The 22,555-nt window shown below is 40.2% G+C and carries 19 protein-coding genes; 10 read left to right on the forward strand and 9 right to left on the reverse strand.

Going from position 1 to position 22,555, the window contains the following annotated elements; genetic code table 11:
- Positions 1-38 precede the first annotated feature (38 nt).
- From JNUCC41_RS12460 to JNUCC41_RS12490, 7 genes are all read right to left on the reverse strand, one after another.
- A complete protein-coding gene (locus JNUCC41_RS12460) occupies positions 39-776 on the reverse strand; it encodes an amino acid ABC transporter ATP-binding protein (protein WP_192207841.1) in 738 nt (245 codons plus the stop codon).
- 29 nt (positions 777-805) lie between these two features.
- A complete protein-coding gene (locus JNUCC41_RS12465; protein WP_192208144.1) occupies positions 806-1,510 on the reverse strand; it encodes an amino acid ABC transporter permease in 705 nt (234 codons plus the stop codon).
- On the reverse strand, positions 1,494-2,318 hold the full coding sequence (locus JNUCC41_RS12470; RefSeq protein WP_192207842.1) for an amino acid ABC transporter substrate-binding protein: 825 nt from the start codon (positions 2,316-2,318) through the stop codon (positions 1,494-1,496). The genes JNUCC41_RS12465 and JNUCC41_RS12470 overlap by 17 nt, the downstream gene beginning before the upstream one ends.
- Before the next feature lie 309 nt (positions 2,319-2,627).
- A complete protein-coding gene (locus tag JNUCC41_RS12475) occupies positions 2,628-4,217 on the reverse strand; it encodes a PHP domain-containing protein (protein ID WP_192207843.1) in 1,590 nt (529 codons plus the stop codon).
- Positions 4,218-4,443: 226 nt separating this feature from the next.
- Positions 4,444-5,028, reverse strand: a complete 585-nt coding sequence (locus tag JNUCC41_RS12480) for a YjgB family protein (RefSeq protein WP_228467613.1) — start codon at positions 5,026-5,028, stop codon at positions 4,444-4,446.
- A 328-nt stretch (positions 5,029-5,356) separates the two neighbouring features.
- On the reverse strand, positions 5,357-5,827 hold the full coding sequence (locus tag JNUCC41_RS12485; protein WP_192207844.1) for a DinB family protein: 471 nt from the start codon (positions 5,825-5,827) through the stop codon (positions 5,357-5,359).
- A gap of 479 nt (positions 5,828-6,306) precedes the next feature.
- A complete protein-coding gene (locus tag JNUCC41_RS12490; RefSeq protein ID WP_192207845.1) occupies positions 6,307-6,717 on the reverse strand; it encodes a GNAT family N-acetyltransferase in 411 nt (136 codons plus the stop codon).
- A 586-nt stretch (positions 6,718-7,303) separates the two neighbouring features.
- On the opposite strand from JNUCC41_RS12490, the gene JNUCC41_RS12495 reads away from it, so the two are divergent.
- The 4 genes from JNUCC41_RS12495 (at position 7,304) to JNUCC41_RS12510 (ending at position 11,140) form a co-directional block, all read left to right on the forward strand.
- Entirely contained in the window at positions 7,304-8,194 is an 891-nt protein-coding gene (locus JNUCC41_RS12495; RefSeq protein WP_192207846.1) for a TIGR01777 family oxidoreductase, read from the forward strand.
- A 62-nt stretch (positions 8,195-8,256) separates the two neighbouring features.
- Positions 8,257-9,450 (forward strand): LL-diaminopimelate aminotransferase, encoded by a 1,194-nt coding sequence (locus JNUCC41_RS12500; protein ID WP_192207847.1) that lies wholly within the window; start codon positions 8,257-8,259, stop codon positions 9,448-9,450.
- A 745-nt stretch (positions 9,451-10,195) separates the two neighbouring features.
- Positions 10,196-10,468 (forward strand): phage holin, encoded by a 273-nt coding sequence (locus JNUCC41_RS12505; protein ID WP_063577356.1) that lies wholly within the window; start codon positions 10,196-10,198, stop codon positions 10,466-10,468.
- 192 nt (positions 10,469-10,660) lie between these two features.
- A complete protein-coding gene (locus JNUCC41_RS12510) occupies positions 10,661-11,140 on the forward strand; it encodes a C40 family peptidase (protein ID WP_192207848.1) in 480 nt (159 codons plus the stop codon).
- Between the two features lie 85 nt (positions 11,141-11,225).
- On the opposite strand, the gene JNUCC41_RS12515 is transcribed toward JNUCC41_RS12510, so the two are convergent.
- On the reverse strand, positions 11,226-11,762 hold the full coding sequence (locus JNUCC41_RS12515; protein ID WP_192207849.1) for a GDYXXLXY domain-containing protein: 537 nt from the start codon (positions 11,760-11,762) through the stop codon (positions 11,226-11,228).
- Positions 11,755-12,813 (reverse strand): DUF2157 domain-containing protein, encoded by a 1,059-nt coding sequence (locus JNUCC41_RS12520; protein WP_192207850.1) that lies wholly within the window; start codon positions 12,811-12,813, stop codon positions 11,755-11,757. Before JNUCC41_RS12520 ends, JNUCC41_RS12515 begins: the two co-directional genes overlap by 8 nt.
- A gap of 232 nt (positions 12,814-13,045) precedes the next feature.
- On the opposite strand from JNUCC41_RS12520, the gene JNUCC41_RS12525 reads away from it, so the two are divergent.
- The 6 genes from JNUCC41_RS12525 (at position 13,046) to JNUCC41_RS12550 (ending at position 22,451) form a co-directional block, all read left to right on the forward strand.
- Positions 13,046-13,366, forward strand: coding sequence for a PadR family transcriptional regulator (locus JNUCC41_RS12525; protein ID WP_192207851.1), 321 nt, complete (start codon positions 13,046-13,048; stop codon positions 13,364-13,366).
- Complete coding sequence (locus JNUCC41_RS12530) at positions 13,363-13,917, forward strand: HAAS signaling domain-containing protein (protein ID WP_192207852.1); 555 nt, start codon at positions 13,363-13,365, stop codon at positions 13,915-13,917. The genes JNUCC41_RS12525 and JNUCC41_RS12530 overlap by 4 nt, the downstream gene beginning before the upstream one ends.
- Positions 13,910-14,704: a DUF4097 family beta strand repeat-containing protein gene (locus JNUCC41_RS12535; RefSeq protein WP_192207853.1), complete on the forward strand. Its 795-nt coding sequence runs from the start codon at positions 13,910-13,912 to the stop codon at positions 14,702-14,704. Before JNUCC41_RS12530 ends, JNUCC41_RS12535 begins: the two co-directional genes overlap by 8 nt.
- Positions 14,705-15,110: 406 nt before the next feature.
- Positions 15,111-16,073 (forward strand): sensor domain-containing diguanylate cyclase, encoded by a 963-nt coding sequence (locus JNUCC41_RS12540; protein ID WP_192207854.1) that lies wholly within the window; start codon positions 15,111-15,113, stop codon positions 16,071-16,073.
- Between the two features lie 345 nt (positions 16,074-16,418).
- On the forward strand, positions 16,419-17,624 hold the full coding sequence (locus JNUCC41_RS12545; protein WP_192207855.1) for an MFS transporter: 1,206 nt from the start codon (positions 16,419-16,421) through the stop codon (positions 17,622-17,624).
- Positions 17,625-17,783: 159 nt separating this feature from the next.
- Entirely contained in the window at positions 17,784-22,451 is a 4,668-nt protein-coding gene (locus tag JNUCC41_RS12550; protein WP_192207856.1) for a hypothetical protein, read from the forward strand.
- Positions 22,452-22,555 lie beyond the last annotated feature (104 nt).

Genomic DNA, 22,555 nt, shown 5'->3' on the forward strand with positions numbered 1-22,555 from the left:
GGGGGGAGTCGTGAGCGGTGCTTGAATAGCACCGTTTTTTATTGAATCATATTGAGGAATTTACGTGTACGCGCTTCTTTAGGATTTGTGAAAATTTGCTCGGGTGTTCCCCGCTCCATTATTTTTCCTTCATCCATGAAAATGACTTCGTCGGCGACTTCACGAACGAAACGCATTTCATGGGTAACCACGATCATTGTCATTCCTTCTTCTTTCGCCAGGTCTTTCATGACCTGTAGCACGTCTCCGACTAGTTCGGGGTCTAAAGCGGACGTGGGTTCATCGAATAGCATGACTTTAGGCTCCATGGCCAGGGCCCTTGCAATTCCGACTCGTTGCTGCTGTCCGCCGGACAATTGAAATGGATAAAAATCGATTTTTTCACCTAAGCCCACTTTTGTAAGCAGGGCAGCAGCCGTTTCTTTCGCTTGATGTTTGGCTATATTTTTTACAATGATGGGGCCTTCCATTACATTTTCCAATGCTGTTTTATGGGGGAAGAGGTTATAGCTTTGGAAAACCATCCCTGTCAAACTGCGAAAAGATGTAATTGAATTTTTTTTAACGGGTTTTTTGAAGTCCATTACGGTTTCATCGATTTCAATCGTCCCGTCCGTGGGTACTTCAAGGAGATTCAAACACCGAAGAAAGGTTGTTTTACCTGAACCCGAAGGACCGATCAATACAATGACTTTACCTTGCTCCACTTCCAAATCGATGCCCTTTAGTACGTCAAGGTCACCAAATGATTTATGAAGATTCTTAATGTTGATCATGTTAAAATCTCCTTTAACTACTGCGGTTCTTATTTTGCTACATAACGATTAAGTCTCTCCTCTAAACTTCCTTGAATGAAAGATAGAATGGTACACAAAATCCAATATAAAACAGCTGCCTCTATGTATAGTAGTAGAAATTCATAGTTTTTTGCAGCGATTTCCTGGGCTTTACGGAATAATTCCGTTACAAGAATGAGTGATGCAAGCGATGTATCTTTTAAAAGGCTAATGAACGTATTGGATAATGGGGGGATGGATACCCGAGCTGCTTGCGGCAAAATGATGCGCTTTAAAGCTTGGGTATATGTCATCCCGATTGAATAGCCTGCTTCCCATTGCCCTTTTGGTATCGATAAAATGGCTGCTCGTATAATTTCCGAAGCATATGCTCCTACATTTAAAGAGAATCCTATAATAGCCGATATGAAAGGATCGATGGTTACACCTAAATTTGGAAGTCCATAGAAAATGATAAATAATTGCACAAGTAAAGGTGTCCCGCGGATGATTGACACATATACACGCGCAATTATTTGAAGAATTCTCATGGAAGATAATCTAGCCAATGCTGTGAGTACAGCGAGAACAAGGCCGAGAACGAATGTGATCAATGTTAGTGGAATCGTATATTGAATAGCTCCCTCTATCATTGGATAGAGGGAGGTTTGAGCGATGGAAACAAGCTGGTTCATACGCTCGGGGTCCGTGAAAATATTACTTAGGAGAAACATCTTCGCCAAACCATTTATCCGAGATTTTCGCGTACGTGCCGTCGTCTTTCATTGCTTTAAGTGCTTTATTTACTTCTTCCACTAATTTGCCGCTGTCTTTTCTGAACATTAAACCACTGGCGACTCCGCTTTCTTCCTCATCAGCGACTTTGATAGGTGCATCCGGATGTTGCTTTTTATAATCAAGGTACGATAATTTGTCATTGATCGTCGCATCTACACGTTTAGAGCCAATAAGCTGTATGGCTTGAGAAAATCCTTCAATGCCTGTAACTTCAGCACCATGTGATTTGGCTAGATCATTGTAATTACTCGTTAAAGATTGTGCAGAGGTCTTACCTTTCAAATCATCGAAGGATTTAATATCCGAATTATCTTTGTGTACAAGCAATACGGCCCCTGATTGAATATATGGGTCAGAGAAATCATATTTCTTTTGACGGTCTTCATCGATGCCCACTTGGTTTGCGATCATATCAAAACGTTTAGCATCCAAGCCTGCAAACATGCCGTCCCATTGTGTTTCCTTGAATTCAGCTTTCACTCCAAGGCGTTTTGCCACTTCTTTAGCAATTTCAACATCAAACCCCGTTAGTTTATCTGAATCATCGTGGAATGTGAAAGGAGGGTATGTACCTTCAGTTCCAACAGTTAATACGCCATCTTTTTTGACTTTATCATATAGACTTTCTTGTGATGAAGATTTATTGCCGGTATCGTTTGCCTCATTTTTGTTATTGGTACCACAAGCGGTAAGTACAACCGTGAAAGCTAACAATAGCGATAAAAGTGCAACCATTTTTTTCATTTTGGTAAACCTCCTAGTAATCTGATAGGGATTGATACTCTGTGATACTATACAAGAAAAGGAAAAAAGTCAATGAAAATAACTTACATCATTAGTGTTAATGAAACTTGGTGAATTATACGGATTTTCGCGCATTGAAGTGAAATAATAATAAAAGAAAGATGCATCTTTATCCGAGGAAGGATTTTAAAGAAAAGGAAGGGCATTAAGAATCCAAGGAGACAAAAAGCCCCTCATCCACATGATTATCAGCTAAGTGGAAAAGGGGTTTTTTGGGCCATCGAGAACTATTGCAAGATTGTTTTTAACTTAGTGTTTATCATGATTCCTATCCTCTACGCTGACGAAAATAGGGTTCGAATAGAACCAAAGGTCTTTATAGTTACGTTTGTTTATTTCCGAAAAACGCGTTTCGTTATCCTCGATTTCAGTCTTTTTATCGATCAGCGGTTCCCCGTCCATCGTTTCTCCAGAGACATTTTCCCCTAGGTTCGTGCCTCTCAAACGGAAATATTGATCCTTATTCGCTTTGACTTTGTAAGTGATGGTATGAAAACCATCGCGATCGGTTTTCCAGTCTTTACTTGTAAAGCGTTTAACCACTTTTGTCGTATCATTGGTGGCTTTATTATAAGCAGGTGTTCCAGGAACTGCTTTCCCGGTTACTTCCCCCGAAATTAGGTCCACGTGATCCACTTTGACGGGGTCCCCGTTGTTGTTCTTTTGGGGGCTCTTAAATCGGATGGTGATCTTGACCATCTGACCCTCCTTTACCTTAAGGTCCCCGCCCATATCAACCGTGTTGTTCCCATTTTCAACTTGGAAATTAAGGGCATCGATCAAGTCACCAAAAACGGAGAAGGATTTCCCAGATCGCATGCCGTCAAGGACGGATTTTATTGATGAGCCATTTACCCATGTATAATTCTTGGAATATTCTCCTGGCCAGTAACCGCTGGAGTATAGGCGATTTTCACTGATTTCGAAATGGGAGTCCGAATTGGAAAAATTCCAGAACTTACGACCTTCCCCAAGAAGCGCATCCCATGCACCTCCTACCTTAGCAAGCATGTAATCGGATCCGCCATAGGTCCGGTTTTCCGGTGTTGTCAGATTTAAACCGCCTCTATCTGGCTCCATCTGGTTACCTGGCATACCTTCAAATCCGAACATGACATCCGGGGCGATATTGTTGAAGTCACGAAAATCAGAAATGTTGTACACCATTTTTCTTGATGGGTGGTTCAATATGGCATAACTTGTATGCTTATAATTTTTCTCAAGCCATGCCAATGCTGTTCGGGCATCCTCGGATGTCTTATTGGCTCTTTGATCCTGTGCTTTCCAAACGGCTACATCCTTAGAATCAAACATCTTTTCATCCTGGTTGGTGAACAGATATTCGAACTGATTGGCAGCTTTCAGACTTTTAGGTGAGCCCGGCTGATCTCCCAAAATGCCTATGCCGACATGCTCGTATGTAGGCATATCCCATTCGAAGCCTGAAAAGATGACTTTATTTTTAAACTTGCCCTCTTTTTGCAGTTGTTCCATTTTCGGGGCTTGATATTTAATGATTCCTTCAGACAGCGGTATCGGCCCGCCTGGAATCAATTGTCCCTGATCATCCCTTGAAGACATCCTTAAGTGGTCGGAAATTCCCATCCAATCCATGCCATACTTCTCAAATGCGTTATTTAGCAAGCTTTCAAGGCTCTGTGATCCCTCGGCATCATCTGACTGAGTGGTATGGGCATGATATTCCCCCTTCATCCATCTGCCTCCCGGATTTGTCTGATTGTCTTTTGCATCTTTTGCAGCACCCTCGACCGGTAGACCCTGAAAAAGGATGGCTATGCTTAGAATCGATACTGTGAAAGCCCTGAACTTATTAATCATCTTACCGACAACCTCCATATATTGAAATAATATTGAACAAGCTAATTTTATTGTAAAAATATTAAGAATCCGTTTGGGGTGGGTATGGTTTTTGTAAATGGAAAGACCGATTCTGGTAACAGTGGTTTGGAAATTGAAAGGGAAGAAGAGGAGGGCTCGAAACAAAAAAGGTTGTAGAGAAAATTTTCGTTCTCTACAACCTGTAACGACTATTTTGCCGTAAACATTATTTAGCTTGTAGTAGATTGATATGATCTACAGTTTGATCTTCACCGACAATGAATTGCAGTTCATAATTTCCTGTCTTGTAAATGTAGTTGATTTCATTCGTACTGGAAATATGGCGTATTTCGTCAGCACTGCCAAGTTGTTTTCCTAAAACTTTTGGTGTAATGCTTCTTAGGTTATGGTCCCGTTCTACATTTGTCCCAAAATATCGGATCTGTGAGATGGTCTTGTCATCGTTATAGGCAAATGCAAATCCCGGATGCCCCATTTCTGCATGGTAATAGTCAAAAGTTTCTGTGTTACCTGGTTCAGGGGGAGAACCAAATGTATCATATACGTCTTTTTGGGTGTTTTCATTAATTTTCAAACCCATGGCAGTATAAGGCATTTCTCCTGAAAAAGCTTTGTTGTAGATTTCATGTAAGGTGGTAAGAGCGTGTTCCTTAGCTATGTCAGAAGCGGAATCCATTGTGGATGCAGCCTCAACCGATTCTGTTGAAAACGATGCACCTGCCCCTAATAGAGAACCGGTTAGAATAACGGAGCTAACCATTCTGGCCGCTGTTTTTTTTGATAACATCATTTCTTATCCCTCCTTATCATTACTTTTCCACAATTTCCTAGCATGAAACATTTTCTTGGTGAACGATTGGAATGTTTGAAAATGGTGATGCATCATGAAATATGGTTGGGTTGTCTGCTAAGGAGACTATTTGAAACCCGCTCCCCGGAGGCTTCAGTAAAAATATAGGACCGCTTTTCGTCCACATTTAGAGAATATATAAAAATCATAGATTTGATTATGGCAAAGCTATCTTCGAACTCAGGTTATAGGTCAATAGGGGATGTTTATGCAGTCGAAAATAAAAAGGTGCTTCACCATGATGAAACACCCTTTGAAAACGATGTGATTAATCCCAAACGTTAATTCTAGGAACTCCAGCAGTTCTTAAGTAGTCTAATAATTGACCAGTATGTACAGACTCATGATAAGCGATTCTTAACAACATGTCTCCTAAATCCCTGATATATCCCATATCGGAGCGGTCGATTTTAATATTGGATAAGTCATCCTCGTTGAAGGACATGATTGTTTCCAAAAAGTCACGCCTGTATGGTTCGGCAAAGTTCAATTCCGCTTCAACAGATGTAAGTGGCTGTTTTTCAAATGGTGATTCATAAACTTGTAGGCTACCTTGATTTTTAATGGATAAATGATAGTAATGCTCACTATCAAGGACATGTCTAACCATTTCTAAACAGCTCATTGCCTTGTCGTCCGGTTTCCAATGGAGTGTGCTTTTAGGTATTGATGTCCATATTTTAATGTTTCTTCTTCTGACCTCTTCTAGATTTAAGATGATTAGTTCTGTCGATTTCATAATTATCTCCCCTTTTAGCAGGTATATTTCAACTATACACGAATGGATGCTGAGAATATGGGTTAATTTTGAAAAAACAGAAAATTTAATGATCTGTTCAAGTGTTAATCTTTGCGTATCCTTCTATTATGTAAAGTATCGCTCCTGTTTAATTCAATCAGGACCAGTTTATTTTCCTGGTTGCCTTTTATATGGGAGCTCTAATATAGAAGCAGCCTGGAGAGGGATTAAATCAAGGATTAGGGTTTCAAAAACTACAGGGAAAATGCCTATGAATTCGTGTAGAATTTACAGGCGATTTCATTCCCTAGTTGTTCCTTTGCGTGGGGATATGATTCATATATCCGTAAAACCTTAGTATCCCTTATTAGGGTTAGTATGAGACAGAGAAGTCCAGTTAAGAAGGGGGAAACAGATGAATGATTCGTATTAGATGAGCTCTGTATTACAAGATTCTAATAGGTTGCAGGAGGACTTTTTTAAATTAAGGATTGAATTAGAATGTCATCATGATAAATTAAAACCGGTTTAAACCCAAGGGCTTTAAACTTTTGTAATGCTTCTGGGTTGTTTTTGTTCACAAAACCGGACACTACAAGAATCCCTTGTTTTCTCACATAAGTTACTAATTCGGGTAAAAGGGATTGCAGAATTCCTTTTCCTCTATATTTCTTGTCAAGTACTACATAATTAATATGAGCCACTTTATATAAGTAAAGATTATAAGAAAGAAACCCCACTACTTTACCTTTATCATTACAAACTACGAGTACCTTATGTGCCTTTTGCAATATTTCATTCACTTTATTAGGCGAAACCTGAAAATTACTTACCGTAATATCCGTTAATTTCTTGATATCTTTTTTAGGTTTCCATTCTCGAAAATACATCATGATTTCTCCTTTAGCTCTATTAGATATAACAGCTATTCACCAGAAATATATAGCTTGTACATATGGAAAAATAATAAAAATATTTGAAATAAGTAATAATGTTTTATTAAGATGGAATTCCTTTAGAATAATTCCAAATGAATTCCATCTTAATCTCAAAAAAGCAATCTCTTAACCCCTTTTAAATTTAACCTTCTTGTTAGAAGTGGGTTGTACGATGGAAGTAGGTTCCTTGATGGAAGTAGGTTCCTTGATTGAAGTACCTGTATTATTGTTTAAAAAATTATTTAAGATTCTTCTCAAGGCTGACCTACGGCTATTTTCACTTTCGGAACTGCCAGTTCTTCTTAGTCTTTTGTTTGACACTGAATTCATCCCCTTTGTTTTATAAATTTCCACATTACTAATTTATGTGTAATATTCCTTTTTGCTTGGACAAGTTCACCAATTGTTGCACGCGTATGTAATTTATTCGTAATACCAATTAATGTAATTAGGTGATATACTTGTGAAGTAATTCACAAAAAGGTTGAAACTGGTTATAGCTCGGCCTATTCACTCTAAAAGAAAGAGGGTTGGTTATATGCTGAAGAAAGTGGTTTTAGCTGGCGGGACTGGTTTTGTCGGTCAATACTTTGAAAAGCATTTCAGGAATTTGGGATATGAAGTAAGGATCATCTCCAGGCAAACCCCGCATACTGGCTGGGAAGATAAAGAAGGAATAAGGGAAACGATCGATAATTCGGATATGTTAATCAACCTAGCAGGAAAAACGGTCAATTGCCGCTACAATGCCAAGAATAAGAAAGAAATATTGGATTCACGAACTGATACGACTGAAATGCTAGGTAAGGCGATTGAACAATGCGAAAATCCTCCTTCATTATGGATAAATTCAAGTACGGCAACGATATACAGGCATGCTGAAGATAAAGCAATGACGGAGGGAGATGGTGTGATCGGTTCAGGCTTTTCTGTAGATGTTGCGAAAGCGTGGGAGCGCTCATTTTTTGATTTTCGATTACCCAAGACGAGACAAATTGCTTTACGGATCGCCATTGTATTGGGCGATGGGGGAGTGATGAACCCATATAGGAATTTGGTTAAACTCGGACTGGGAGGCCATCAAGGATCGGGAAATCAGAAATTCAGTTGGATACATATAGAAGATTTATTTAACATTGTCCTTTTTCTGAGAAAGAATCAAGAGTTGAACGGGGTGTTCAATTGTTCATCGCCTCATCCAGTTACAAATCGTGAACTGATGGCTCATTTGAGAAAGCTCATGAATATTAGGATAGGATTGCCCTGTCCAACACCCATGCTTGAAATGGGGGCTTTCTTTATGGGGACCGAAACGGAATTGATATTAAAAAGCCGGTGGGTCATACCTGAGAGGTTGGAAAAGGCGGGGTATGCATTTAAATTCCCTCATCTTGATGAGGCTCTGGAACAGATACTGATGAATTCTTAAAATATTGGAGATTGATTGCTATAATGATAGATAGAAAATCATTAAGAGAGGGGAATCGTAGAATGAATATGACTCCATCTGAAAAAGTCGGAAGATTCACAACAGGAATATTTTCAGAGTTGGCGACCCGCAAGCAGGATGCGATGAAACGAGGAGTGGATGTTATCGATTTGAGTGTGGGAAGTCCGGATTTACCACCGCCTGATTTTGTAGTGGATACGCTAGTGAAATATGTGCAGGATCCCAATTCTTACGGGTATACGTTAAAAGGTACGCCTGAATTCAATGAGGCAGTCCGGTATTTTTATCGGATGCGTTATGGAGTGGAGCTGGAAGCAGAAAGGGAAGTCCTCCAACTGATGGGATCGCAGGATGGCCTTGCACACTTGGCAACGGCGATGATAAACCCTGGAGATTATGTGCTGGTGCCAGATCCAGGATATCCAATTTATGAAGCGAGTGTAGAGCTTGCCGGCGGAATCATTCATCCGATGCCGCTTACTGCCGCTAATGGATTCCTGCCGCAGCTCAACGTTATTCCTGATGAAATAGTGAAAAAGACCAAAATGATGATCATCAGTTATCCGGGAAATCCTGTCACCGCCCTTGCTGATGAAGCTTTCTTTTCGGAAGTCATATCGTTTGCGAAAAAGAACGAGATCATGGTGGTTCACGATTTTGCTTATTCAGAGTTGATTTTTGATGATCATCCGCAAATTAGTTTTATGTCCATTCCTGGTGCCAAGGAAGTGGGGATTGAATTTAACTCACTTTCCAAAACTTTTAATATGGCGGGCTGCCGCATCGGGTATGCGGTGGGCAATCGAGAGGCGCTGAACATACTGGGAACGTTGAAATCACACATCGATTATGGGGTTTTTTATCCAATCCAAAAAGCTGCCGAGATGGCGCTAACTTCCAATCTTTCGCTACTATCAGAACAGGTTAAGGAATACCAGTCCCGGCGTGATGCCTTGATATCAGGTCTTGCGGAAGGGGGATGGCATGTGCCGAAAACCTCAGCTACCATGTTTATTTGGGCCCAAATTCCTGCTGGCTGGAAATCACGTGATTTTTCCTATGCATTGATTGAAAAAGCAGGGGTTACGGTCGTCCCAGGCGATGCTTTTGGGAAGCAGGGTGAAGGGTATGTCCGGATGGCCTTGGTCCAGCCTGCCGAGAGATTGAAAGAGGCTGCTGAACGGATCAAATTGTTTTTGGGGGAAAAATTGGAGTGTGAAAAATCTAGCATTTAATATATTCAGGTTTTAAGAACGCTCGATCACGGATCGGACGTTCTTTTTTTATTCTCTCCCGCTTAATCACTATCCTTTATTTAAAATGATATGCAAAAAAGTTTGCGAAAGCTGCCGGAATAATGCCCCGCCGATATGCCCTGATCCTGAAAAATCCAGGGCATATGCCGCCGTTCATTCTCATACCTTTTCATGTTGATATTCGAAAGATGGTGTTCCTATATCAGGTTAAATTCAATTTGATATGGAGATAAAACCCAATTTGTGGTTGCGAAATGGATATCGGCAGGCTTGCCGATTACCTGATATTTTTAAACGGGGGGCAAATGGTAGGAGAGTTCGAAAAAGACAAATTGGCTCAGTAGTATAAACGTTTTGGCTGGCAGAGTACTTGCCCCAGGTATCCATTCCGGGGGAGATTGATAGAAATGGTTTGCGGACTGTGACTACCAATTTACTTATAGAGGCAGAAGCTTATTTTTAAAAGGAAGAAATCAACTTGCACGCTGAGGAGATTGTTACTTACTTGTTAAAGTGAGGAGCACTCTAGTGTTTATAAAAAAACTACTCTGAAGTTTAAGAGAAGGTCCATCCTCGGATGGGCTTTTTTATGTTTATGGGAAACTAGCGTGATAGATTATGAATGGAATTTCCGAACGTAAGATGGACAAGCCGCATAATATATAGCAAGTCCGTAACCCTCTTAAATGAAGTGGGCTTAATATGATAGAGAGGGGGGAAAGCAATGATCAACTGGAAAGTGCGTCTTAAGAATCCTACGTTTATTTTCACGGTACTCCTTCCTGGGCTTTTAATATTGGCGCAGATGGTTGCCGCGTTCATAAACAATTTCATTACCCCTATAGGCTTTACCATTACTGATGATGCATTGAACGGGGCTTTAGGCATCATTAACTTCATAGCGCTTACATTCTTTGGGGTCGGCGGTGTGGTCGATCATACAACTAAAGGTCTAAGCGACAGTGAAAATGCCCGCCAATACAAGGAACCTAAGTAATGGACACTATTCTTTCATCCATTGAAGAGTGGAATAAACCAGATAACACCGTTACTTGCTACACAACGGCGTTATCTGGTTATTTGTTTTTTGGGCAGAGATGATGATTGCTGAAAATGATTGTGGTCTAAAAACCGAAATTCAACATACATTTAAAATTGTGGTTCATTTTCAGCATGGGGAGGAAAAAGAATGAGTTATAGTTTACCAGTTTCAAAATGGCTTGCGGCCATAGTTTTAATCGGAGCATTATTGATGGCATTCATTTTCAGTCCGGCTAATGCTTCAGCCTCTATCAATTATGGTGATGAAGTTGCCGCTTTGGCAAAGAAGCAGGTTGGGAGCAAATATAAATATGGGGGGACGACTCCAAAAGGGTTTGATGCTAGCGGTCTTACCCAGTATGTATATAAAAATGCCGCAACAGAAATGAAGATTCCGAGAACGAGTGCGGAACAGTATAAAACCGGAAAGGCCGTGAAGCAAAATGATTTAAAAGCGGGCGATTTGGTCTTCTATGCGACAGGTAAGAAAGGGCAAGTCTCTTTTGTAGGAATCTATTATGGAAATGGTACATTTGTCGGGACCACCACCAAAGGGGTCAAGGTGGTCAAAATGAGTGATAAGTATTGGAAGGAAAAATATATAGGGGCAAAACGAGTCATTAAGTAACATTCTGATGTTCATATAAAAAAGTCCAGCAAAAAGAGCATCGAAAAACCGATGCTCTTTTTGCAGGTCATATCCGGTGGTTTATTCATTCAATGATGATATCGGTTAAAACAACGTTGCCATTACGAACTTTTACGACGGCCACTGAAGGATTGGCCAATGCGTCCTTCTCCATTTCCTTTGCCTTTTCTTCGGATGCGAAATAATTGTCCAGACCGTATCTGATCTGAATGGTTTCAGCATTTTGCAAGTCATAGGGGATTTCCAATTCCCCTTTTAGGTAAACGCCTTTGCCGGGTTTTTCTTTCGTTACGTAATCGACGGCATATAGTCCATCAGTGTTTTGTTTTAAACGTACATATACCCTTGTATAATCACCCATATTTCTTGTATTGAACCTAGTTTTAATCGAGTCATCGACTTGTGATGGCTTAACTGATTCAATTTCGTATTCCAAAGCCACATAGCTTCCCCTAAACAAATCAGTCGGGTCGACCGGGGCTGTTTTGATCTTGATTACATCTCCTGTCATTGTTGTCCAGACCGGAGGAAACGCCAAGATTAACAGAATCAAGACTGGGATGGAAAATACGATGAGTGGCCGGAATGATGGATTACTCATTGAGTTCCCCTCCTTTTTTTCGTTGATTTTCAAAGAAGAAACCAAAACCGATAAGCATGATTCCGCCAATGATGAATGTAAGCGATTTTGGCAGGAAGTCAAAGGAGTAGATGTAATATCTGAAAATCAGTGCACATATTATCACGATGCTGGTCAAACTGCCTTTTAGAATGAGATAAAGCAGAAAAACGAAATAAGCTAAAGGAAACCAGATTGAAAAATCAAAGGTAAGGAAGAGTGCGGTAATACCATGTAAGATATGCCCTTGTATGTGTGTGATGTTCTGTAATTTTGCTCTTACCGGAATATAGGCAAGCACGATCCCCAATACAAACAGAATGGAAAGGACAATCGTATTCGAATTTTCAAAACCCAGCTTCGGTACGAACTCCATAAGAAATAAGGCAATTGTATTGATGGCTAAAGCGTTAATGAAAAAGGCCAGATATTTAGGGTAATCGAATTTCTTTAACACAATGTATAAAGCCGGTAGAAATATAAGAATGGCAAGCGGATAAGACGTTTCATCAACGAATATACTTCCGTTAATATAAATGAAAAGCAGGAAAGATGTAAAAAGGAGAACAAAGACATCCTTCAAATAGTAACCAATGAATATCGTACCGATCGCCCATAATAAAAAGGAACTGTTGAAATTTATGCTGATGTTAAACATCTGCTCGATTAGAAAAATCCCTGCACCAAAAATCAGAATACCTGCATAATGCAGACTTCGTGACGTTTTGGGCAAGCGTGCCTGCACCTTCACGCCAGCAAAGTTCACTCCGGTGAGGCCTGCAATGATAAGCAGGAATTTAACCGCTTTACTTAAATAGATCCAGTTACTGGCTACAAAGGTCAATACGCCTAAACCTAAAAGAAGTGCCCCAATGGATAATAGAATAGTGATGAAGTTCAAATTACCTTTTACTTCATAGGAACCTAACATCCTCACTTTCTCTTGCTGGGAGATGACTCCTTCCTTTTCAAGGTAATTAAATTCATGTTCAAGAAATTCGAATTGCTTTTTTGTTATTTCTTTGTTGGCCAAAGTAACTCCCCCTTCCATATTTTACTATTATACATCGTATTCTCTTGCAGCTTTGAATATAATGTTAATTTCCTTCTACCCTAATTGAAATGCATGTAAGACCAAAAAATATTTATAGTACCTTGCAATGAACAGTACCATGTGGTAAATTATTTACATAAGATGTATTGTTCGGTGTTCAGTACTGTTTATTGAACTGTACTAAAAGACTCTTGGAAGGAGTGATGGTGCTATGAATGTACAATTTAAGAAAGGTGTCCTGGAACTATGTGTCCTGGTCTTACTGGATAAGCAGGATCGCTATGGATATGAACTTGTACAAAAGATTTCGGATCAAATTGAAATATCGGAAGGGTCGGTATATCCACTTTTACGACGTTTGACGAAGGAGGAGTATTTTACGACATATTTGCAAGAATCAACGGAAGGGCCTCCGCGCAAGTATTATAAATTAACGGAAAAAGGCCGGAGATACCTTCAAGAGCTGCTGAAGGAATGGTATGAATTTTCTAATGGGGTCAATCAATTAATCAAGGAAGGTGTGAACCAATGAATAAAGAACAATTTTTAAACCAATTGAATGCCTCTTTAACCAGACTTTCCTTAGAGGAACGGGAAGATATCCTTCAAGATTACGAAGAGTATTTCGAAATTGGAATGGAAGAAGGGAAGTCAGAGCGGGAAATCTCCAAATCCCTTGGTAATCCTAAACAGATTTCCAAGGAACTGACGGCATCCTATCATCTTGGTCAGGTCGAACAAACGACTTCTGCAGGTAATGTAATGCGGGCGGTTTGGGCAGTCATTGGTTTGGGATTCTTTAATTTAGTGATCGTTTTGGGACCATTTATAGCATTGGTCGGAGTTGTCATTGCAGGATGGGCTTCGGCGATCGCGTTCATTCTTGCTCCATTTGGCGTTCTTTTTAACCTTGCCATGGGCAATTTTCAATTATTCGATCTTTTCTCCGCATTGGGACTATGCGGGATTGGCATTTTCATTGCCATGGGAATGTTTGTCGCCACGAATGCTTTAACTAAAGGATTCGTTCGCTATTTAAAATTTAACGCTTCCCTTGTGAAAGGCGGTTTGAAAAATGATTAATGTAAAAAAATTATCGATCATTGCTCTTGTATTGTTACTGGTCGGAGTAATAGGTAGCCTTTTTACGTTTTCCCAAGTGACGAATAAGGAAACGACTACAGAGGAAAAAACGATTTCGGAGATTGTGACGGACATTCAGATCGACACTGACAATGCAGCTGTAGAAATTGTTCCAACGAATGATAAGGAGACCAGGATAGAATTGGTTTCAAAAGGGATGGATGTTTCCAAGTTGGATTTCACTGCCGATGTGGAAGGGAAGAAGCTTTCGGTACAATTAAAAGATCGACGTACCTTTAGCTTTGGTTTTCATATTCAATCCATACATTTAAAGGTGTATCTGCCTGATGAATCTTATAAATCCTTTGTCGTCGAATCCGATAATGGAAAATTGCAATTATCAGGATTGAAAAGTGATGATCTGTATGTGAAATCTCAAAATGGCCGGGTAGAATTAAATGATATAATAACCGAAAAAGTTGAAGTGAAATCTGCTAATGGAAAAGTAGATCTTAATAATGTGGAGGGAAAACTGGTTGGGTCATCGAATAACGGTAAAATTACATTGGACACGAAAAACCTGGATAGGGAGATCGACTTCAAAAGTAATAATGGTAAAATCATGATCAAAACGGAAAATGAACCGACAAATACAACTTTCGATGTTCATGTTGACAATGGGAGAGTGGATATCCTTGGTAAGTATGAGGGCGACACTGTCATTGGCAAAGGTGAAAACTTAGTGAAATTGGAAACAAATAATGGGAAAATCGAGATAAAGAAATAGTGAAGCATGAAAAAGCCGATCCAATTGGGAACGGCTTTTTTTAATTATGCGGCCATTTCATCTCCATGAACAGCAGGTGTTTTACAATAATGCCCATTTAGAAATGAACCATAAACAGAAGCCAATATTTGTTGGAACAAAGTACTGGCAGGCTGGAGAGGAATAGACGAGTTTCCGATAATGGAGAAGATGTCAGTGGTTCCTTTGCTTTCAATCTTATTACATATATGGTAATAAGATGGGGGTGTCCCCTTTCTAAGAAAATATATTTATAGTTTTTCCTTTTAGTTGTTTAGAATTATAATATGGAAAAGATAATTATGTTAAAAGTAATGAGTGTAAGTCCGCCATCAAATCTAAAGAAAAGATTTTAATGAAAATGACTTCAAAGTATGGGGGCTGTAGAATGAAATTCAATAAGTTGTCATTAGATATATTTAAAAGTATGATCTTCACTCGCAAAAAAAGGGAAGAGGACTATCTGAAGAAAGGATTCGAAGAGCAAAAAAATGTTTTTAATATAGTGGAAGGTTCTAAGGATATTATCTACTGCTACGAATCAATCCCAAGTTCCAAGTTCAGGTATCTAAGTCCGTCTATCAATACACTTCTAGGTCAAGGCGTCTTGGAAGAAGCGTACAATGACCCCTCCTCGCCTTTTGAAAGAATTCATCCTGATGATTTTGATATCCTAAATGAAAAGGTATACGTTGGGATTGATTATACTAAGCCGGTCATTCAACGCTGGAGAGATATAGAGGGAAATTATTGGTGGTTCGAGGAATATGCTACACCTTTATATGAAAAGGAGCAATTGGTAGCCGTTCAAGGAATTATTCGGAATATTGATGAAAGAGTGAGATTCATACAGGATATTGAATATCAAATGTCCCATGACCCATTAACGAATATCCATAATCGACAGTTTTTCGATAAAATATCTGCCAAATCCAATCTTGATTTTGACACTCCGGTTGCCATGATATTGTGTGATCTAGATGAGCTGAAATTTATGAATGATACGTATGGCCATAAGAAAGGGGATGAATTGATTAAAGAAGCGGCCAATCTATTGAAACGGATTTTCTCGGACATCGCTGTTGTAGCGAGAGTGGGAGGAGATGAGTTTGCCATTCTGCTGATTGATAGAAGCAAGCGGGAAATAGAATCTCTTTGTGAATTATTAAAGGAAGAAATCCTTCTGCAAAACTCCCTGAAAAAAGGCCCTCATATCAGTATGTCATTCGGGCATGCTTACCGTTCGCATTCCAAAGGGAATATGGATAGCTTATTCATGGAAGCGGACCAAAAAATGTTTCAAAATAAACGGCGAAGAAAGGAACAGAAACTCGTTCGGGCGTGGAGATGAAACATAGGGAATACAATTAGCTAGGGCAAGGACAATACCACCATTCCTCACTTGCAGAATGGTTGATACCTGGGTGGTTTCATGGAACTTTGAACTAAAACGATTTCAAGTCATTCCGCTGTAAGAATGATGAATAGAAAAGCTTGGCGAACTTAAATCGTTAGTTTTCATAAGGAAAGTAAATGGACGGAAACGAACATATCGGCATTTCGTTATGGAGGGGTAGCCCAGTGTCATACTGGGCTTTTATTTATATATATTTAGGTATACGAAATAAATCATTCGCTTATTTTAACCAATTTTAGTAAACTGGCAATGACTATTTTAATTAGAAGGTGAAGGGAAATGAGGGAAACCTTAGTGGATGAACGGGTTAGAGGCACTGATAAAATCTGGACACGTGATTTCATCATGATTTGTTTGGCAAATATGTGCATCTTCATGGGGTTTCAAATGACGATGCCGACCCTCCCGCTGTATGTTGAGCAGCTTGGCGGTGACGATCGCCTGGTGGGGGCTGTCCTTGGAATCTTCACTTTTTCGGCATTGCTTGTTCGGCCAATTGCCGGCAGATTATTGGAGACGAAGGGTAGACGCATCGTTTTTTCTGCGGGCTTGGCCATTTTTGCATTGTCCGTGGGTTCCTTCGGCTTCATGGGGAGCATCGGCCTGTTATTCATGATGCGGATTGTACAGGGCGTCGGATGGGGATTTTCTTCAACGGCATCAGGAACGATCGCTTCCGATATAATCCCTGCGAAACGGCGTGGTGAGGGGATGGGGTATTATGGATTATCGGGAAACTTAGCACTTGCATTAGGACCATCGTTGGGTCTTTTTCTAGTTCACGTCATTCCTTTTCAAGAGTTATTTTTGATCTGCTCATTAATAGGTTTGTTTGCCATCATTGCGGCATCGCTTATTCGGTATCAAAAGGTGGAAAGTGATCCTTTGGCGGCTGTCAGAGCCAAAAGGTTTGATATATATGAAAAAAGCGCCCTTCAGCCATCTTTGCTCATTTTCTTCATCTCCGTTACATTCGGTGGAATTGCAACCTTCCTTCCGCTATACACAGCGGAAAAAGGTGTAGATGGCATTCAGTGGTACTTTTTAGTATATGCAATGGCCCTCATGGTCACGAGATTATTCGCGGGGCGATTATATGACCGAAGGGGGCATCGAGCCATATTCGTGCCTTCAACATTACTCATCATGACTGGGATGCTGTTGCTTGCGTGGATGCCGAGTGAAACCGTTCTTTACATTGCAGCAGTGCTTTATGGATTTGGATTCGGTTCTGTCCAGCCAGCGCTTCAGGCATGGTCGATTGAAAAGACGCCACCAAATCGGGAGGCGATGGCGAATGCAACATACTTTTCATTTTTCGATCTTGGAGTGGGCATAGGTGCCATCGTGTTCGGGCAAATAGGCTTCCTCTTCGGCTATAGGAGCATCTATATCACGGCTGCCGCCTCCATATTCATTTCAATGATCGTTTATTTGTGCATCATCAGAGGCGAGGATAAAATAAAATCAGTGGAAAGACGTTGAATGGCTTCAATAGAAGCCATTCTTTTTTGATGCAGGAGAAACACCGCTGTTTTTCCATTCCACCCTCAATATTCAATAAATGTAAAAACTTTGTTATTATCAAAAAGAGAATATACATAAGATGATAGAAGGTCTATTTGAAGGAAGGGGAAGCTTGGGATGAATGATTCTTCAAACGAAGAAATGACAATAGAAAGAAGGAAGCGTATTTTCCAAGAAGAGCTGGGTGTTTTATGGGAAAGGCGGCTCATCCCTAAATCAGAATATATCCGGATTAGCAGGGCATATGATCGGCATTTCCAATTAGCCCTCCATAAACAAAAGCGCTTAGGACAGGAAAAAAAGATCCAAGGACATGAAACGATTATCGGTGAAAGTGCAGAGGTGAGGGGACAAGATAGCCTAATCGAGAAATCTTCATTGAAATTACGTGAATCCAGTGGAGTGAACGAAACGATAACGAAAGATGAGAAGACCTCGTATGAAACTAATGGATCGGCTTTCGAGGAAAGTCTTGAACCTGTCAAGGAGATCACTGATAGGAAACCTGGTATTCAAAAGCAGGCCATCAAGCGGGAGAAACAGGTAAAACCGGCAAAGCCGAGGAAAACACCTGAGCAAATCAGGGAACGGAATATCTCAGTCATCTTGCTCACCGGGGTCATATTGCTTCTGTTCGGCGGGTTGATTTTAGCAACTTCCTCATGGGGGGAGCTGAATGCGGTCCTGAAAGTTTTCTTCATTGGAATGGTATCCGTCATTTTTGCAGGGATGGCGTTCATCGCTTCAAAGCTGAAGATTGAACAGACCGCTTTTGCATTCCTGACACTAGCGGGTTTATTCATTCCGATTACGATTTTATCAGCTTCATATTATCGGATTTTTGGAGAGTACCTTTCACTTAATGGTGGGGGGAGGGGGCTACTGGGGTTTCTTGGGGGATTACTTTGTTTAGCGATTTATTGTAAGATTGCTGACTACTTTAAGTCGAAAATATTCATTTTCATTTCGATATTCACGTTTGGCATAACCGGCTATTTCGGATTGGCTTTTGTGACGCCGACTATCGAGTGGATGTTTTTGGCGATGGGCATTCTTAATTTAATACTATTATGGAATATTGAGCAATTGAAGAATCAACAAGCATTAACGTTATTCAAACCATTCATTTTTCAATTCATCCAGTTTAAGATCATCGTGGAAGCCTTTGTGGTCCTGACGTTATTTTCAAGTAACTTGGTGTACTCGCTAACGTTGATGGTCTTTTCTGTTTTGTTTTTAATTTTTTCGGTCAAATTCCAAAAAAAATATTATGAAATGGCTTTTAGTGCCGTTTTCACGTATGGATATATCCATTTAATCTTTAACTCATTTTTAAGTGATTATATGATCATTGCTTTTGCACTTGTACCAATCATTTTTACTATGCTATCAAAATATCTGGCTAAATCCAAAATGACGAAGCTTTCCAAGAACTTCATGTTCACCAGTTTGATTGAGAGCGGGATCGTTTTCTTATATTGTAACGCGATGGTGTACCAGGAGAACTATGCGCAAATATTCGTCGCGCTCATGATAGTATCCGCCCAGCTTGTCCATGTTTCCCTTCAATCGAAAAATTCAGGCTTCACGTACCCGGCTGTTGTTGTTTTCAACTTAGCGTTCCTGTATCTTTTCTTTGCTTTGCCAGTCTCTTTTTCTACCATTTTATGTCTTGTTTTCGTTCTTCAGGCCATTCAATATGTTGGAGTATATTTATATAACCGTCACCCAAAGTACGGCCTGTTTAAGAAGAGTATCTTACTTATCTCCCCAATGATCATGTTAGTGATACTGACCATTAAAGTCAGTGAAATGGATTGGCTTGCAGTTAGTGCCGCACTCGCCATGATCTCGGGACTTTTCTTCATCACATATATAAAAGACGATTCAAAGCATATGAAGGAAAACGCCATATACGGATTTCCAATCACTTTCGTACTGGCTCTGGTTGCTTTCAATCCATATTTGTTGGAGAGTTTAGAGTGGGCCCGGTCAAATATAACGCTCAGCGTCTATTTAATGGGGGTTTCACTGATTTCCATCGGTGCAGCTTACACATTTAGAAGGGGTTATCATAAATTCTTTCCTGTTTTTTCATATAGCGCGCAGATTCTTTCCTTCCTTTCCTTGGTATCGATTCCATTCGATTCACTGAAGCCTTTGGAGGAAAGCGGAGTCATTGCCATTGCTACGGCAATAAACGGCTGGGCCGTCCATATACATCGGAAGCACATATTCTGGGTGCCTGTCGTGATTACAAGTGCAGGCCTATATGCCTCACTCTACGATGTTTTTGATTTTGGTTTAATGGTATTGAAGCTTGCGTTTGTACTGCTAGGTCCTATTATCTTTTTCCTTTTAGGAGAATGGCTTGGTAAATATTCGTACAAAGGGAAATTGTACTTCCAATATACTAGTCACCTTGCCAATTTACTGGCGATTCCTGTTGGATATTTGCTCATTGTTTATACGGAAAGTTCTCCGTTCCTATATGCTGCACAACTGTTGATTTATATGTTGAGTTCTTTAAGGACACATGTGAAATGGGAAAAATATGTTTTTACGTACCTAGGGTTTTCAGCCCTTTTCCTGCAGGTCCATTTATTTTTTGCAAACGAGGGGCAAAGGGCATTCATAACACCAATATCCATGATGATTACAGCAGGGATCATAACCATCCTGTGGTCGGTTTCCAATAAGAATTGGAAAGGAATCATGGAGTATTATCTTATTCCATTCATTCATTTAGGAATAAGCATATCCATATTGGAAACGGCCATCCGGGGTCTTCCGCTTAATAGGGAATTGGTCTGGGTAGGAGTGATGACTGTACAGTTCTTGTTTGCCTGGTATCTGCTCATGAAAAGGAATTGGCGGAACTATGTTGTCGTTCCTCTAAGCATGGCCTTCATCTTTTATAATATGTATGTAAATACACTACCTTTGGTTATGGCGATCATCGTATTGCTTGTATGCATGACTGTGATGGTGATGGTTAGCAGACGCCATTTCAAAGGATTGGTCAACCAAGAGGGAACGAAGAGAGTCATTGATTATTATCGGATTTTTGGCTTGTTATATCTGTTCACCCTGAATCTGGAAGTGTTTATGAGCGATAAGGGTTCAGCAATTTTGGGGATTTTTGTTTCCCTGCTGTTGCCTGGCTACTTCATCCTTATGGAAAGATTCACGATCCATAAGAAAGAAAGAATCATTTATTTGGGAATAGCGGCCATCATCGGACTTTTCCCGTTCATCAATATCATGGACTTTGCCCATGCACTCCCAATCATCACGAGCTTGGCCGTTCTTTTTGGCTGTATGGCAGGAATGCTATTGTTAAGCAGGCTGTATTCCAGACGGTTACTCAAGAAAGACGGATCAGCAGGCATCGTAATCTTTGATCCTTTCAGGATTTATGGTTTATTCTTTTTGATCGATATGAATGCGGAAGTTTTTAATGATACTAAACATCCGTTACTCCAAGTCTTTGTATCGCTTCTGTTAACCGCTTATTTCATTTTCCTGAGAAGCATGACAGCGGAAAAGCCAGAAAGGAAAATCTATTCCAAAATTGCTGCACTAGTCAGTCTGTATCCCTTCCTAGTCATCGTCGGCTATGCCGACAGCCTATCGGTTGAAATGGGATTGATGATCCTTTTCGGCTGTATGTCAGGGATGTTGCTTTTAAGCCGGCGTTATTTCGATGGTTTAATAAAAAGGGAAGAAACAGGCATTTCCATCGATGCATACAGGATATATGGCCTGCTTTTCTTACTTGCCATGAATAGGGGAATTTCAGTAACTGAAACATCAAGCCAGTTACTCGAGGTTGTCGTATCGCTCTTGATCACGGTTTACTTCATCTTGATTGGAAGTTTCACAAAGGATGTAAAAGAAAAGGGCATCTACGTTTGGCTGACGGGAATTCTCAGTTTGTATCCCTATTGGACCATCATCATGTACGCGGACACATTACGGCCTTTCATTGGCGTGGCAGTCCTTTTTGGGTGTACGGCCATAATGGTACTGCTAAGCAGGAAATTCTTTAAAGGCTTGCTATATAAAGGTAGGTCAGGACTTCAATTGGATTTTTACAGAGTCTATGGTCTGCTGTTTCTTCTTGCCATGAACATGGATGTTTTAACGGGGGGACCAGCACATTTCATTTTGGAAATCTTCGTGGCGCTTCTGATTCCGGCCTACTTCATTTTGATGAGAAGCACGACGACAGGAATGTTGGAAAGAAAATCCCAGTTGGCTGCAGCGATATTGTTCAGTTTATATCCATATTGGGTCATTGTCGATCAGCTCACGATACCTCCTGTACTTGAGGAGGAGGTGAATATTCTGCCGCTGTTCATTGTCAGTACCACTCTGCTGAGGAAAATCTTCGTTAAAGGCAAAATCACACAATATATCGAAAGTGGTATTGTTTTTCTCTTGTTTTCAGCCCTGATCATTGATGCGATGGCAGGAAACACCTTATTTGATGCGCTCATTATCGGCACGGTGTCATTGGCAGCAATGCTCTTTGGATTCATGATGAAATACAAATCCTATTTCATCGCTGGAACTGGGACCATTTTATTCAATGTTTATATGAATACCAATTCGATGTGGGGCGAGATGCCATGGTGGCTGTATTTAATCATCGGCGGCGGGCTGCTTATCGGAATTGCATCTTTCTTTGAATGGAAAAAACAAAAAGAAAACCGGACATCGAAAGAAGTACTTGAGAAAAATAAACAAAGGATAAAGAATTGGTTCAATCGGTGGAATTAATGAAGAGGGGAAATTCGGCAAAATAAAAACGCTTGGGCATCCAAGCGTTTCAGACTGTAGGCAAACTCGTTAATAATTGAGCTTGTATACAGTTTTTTTTGGTT

It is taken from the genome of Brevibacillus sp. JNUCC-41, from assembly GCF_014844095.1.
Classification (GTDB): Bacteria; Bacillota; Bacilli; order Bacillales; family DSM-1321; genus Peribacillus; species Peribacillus aracenensis.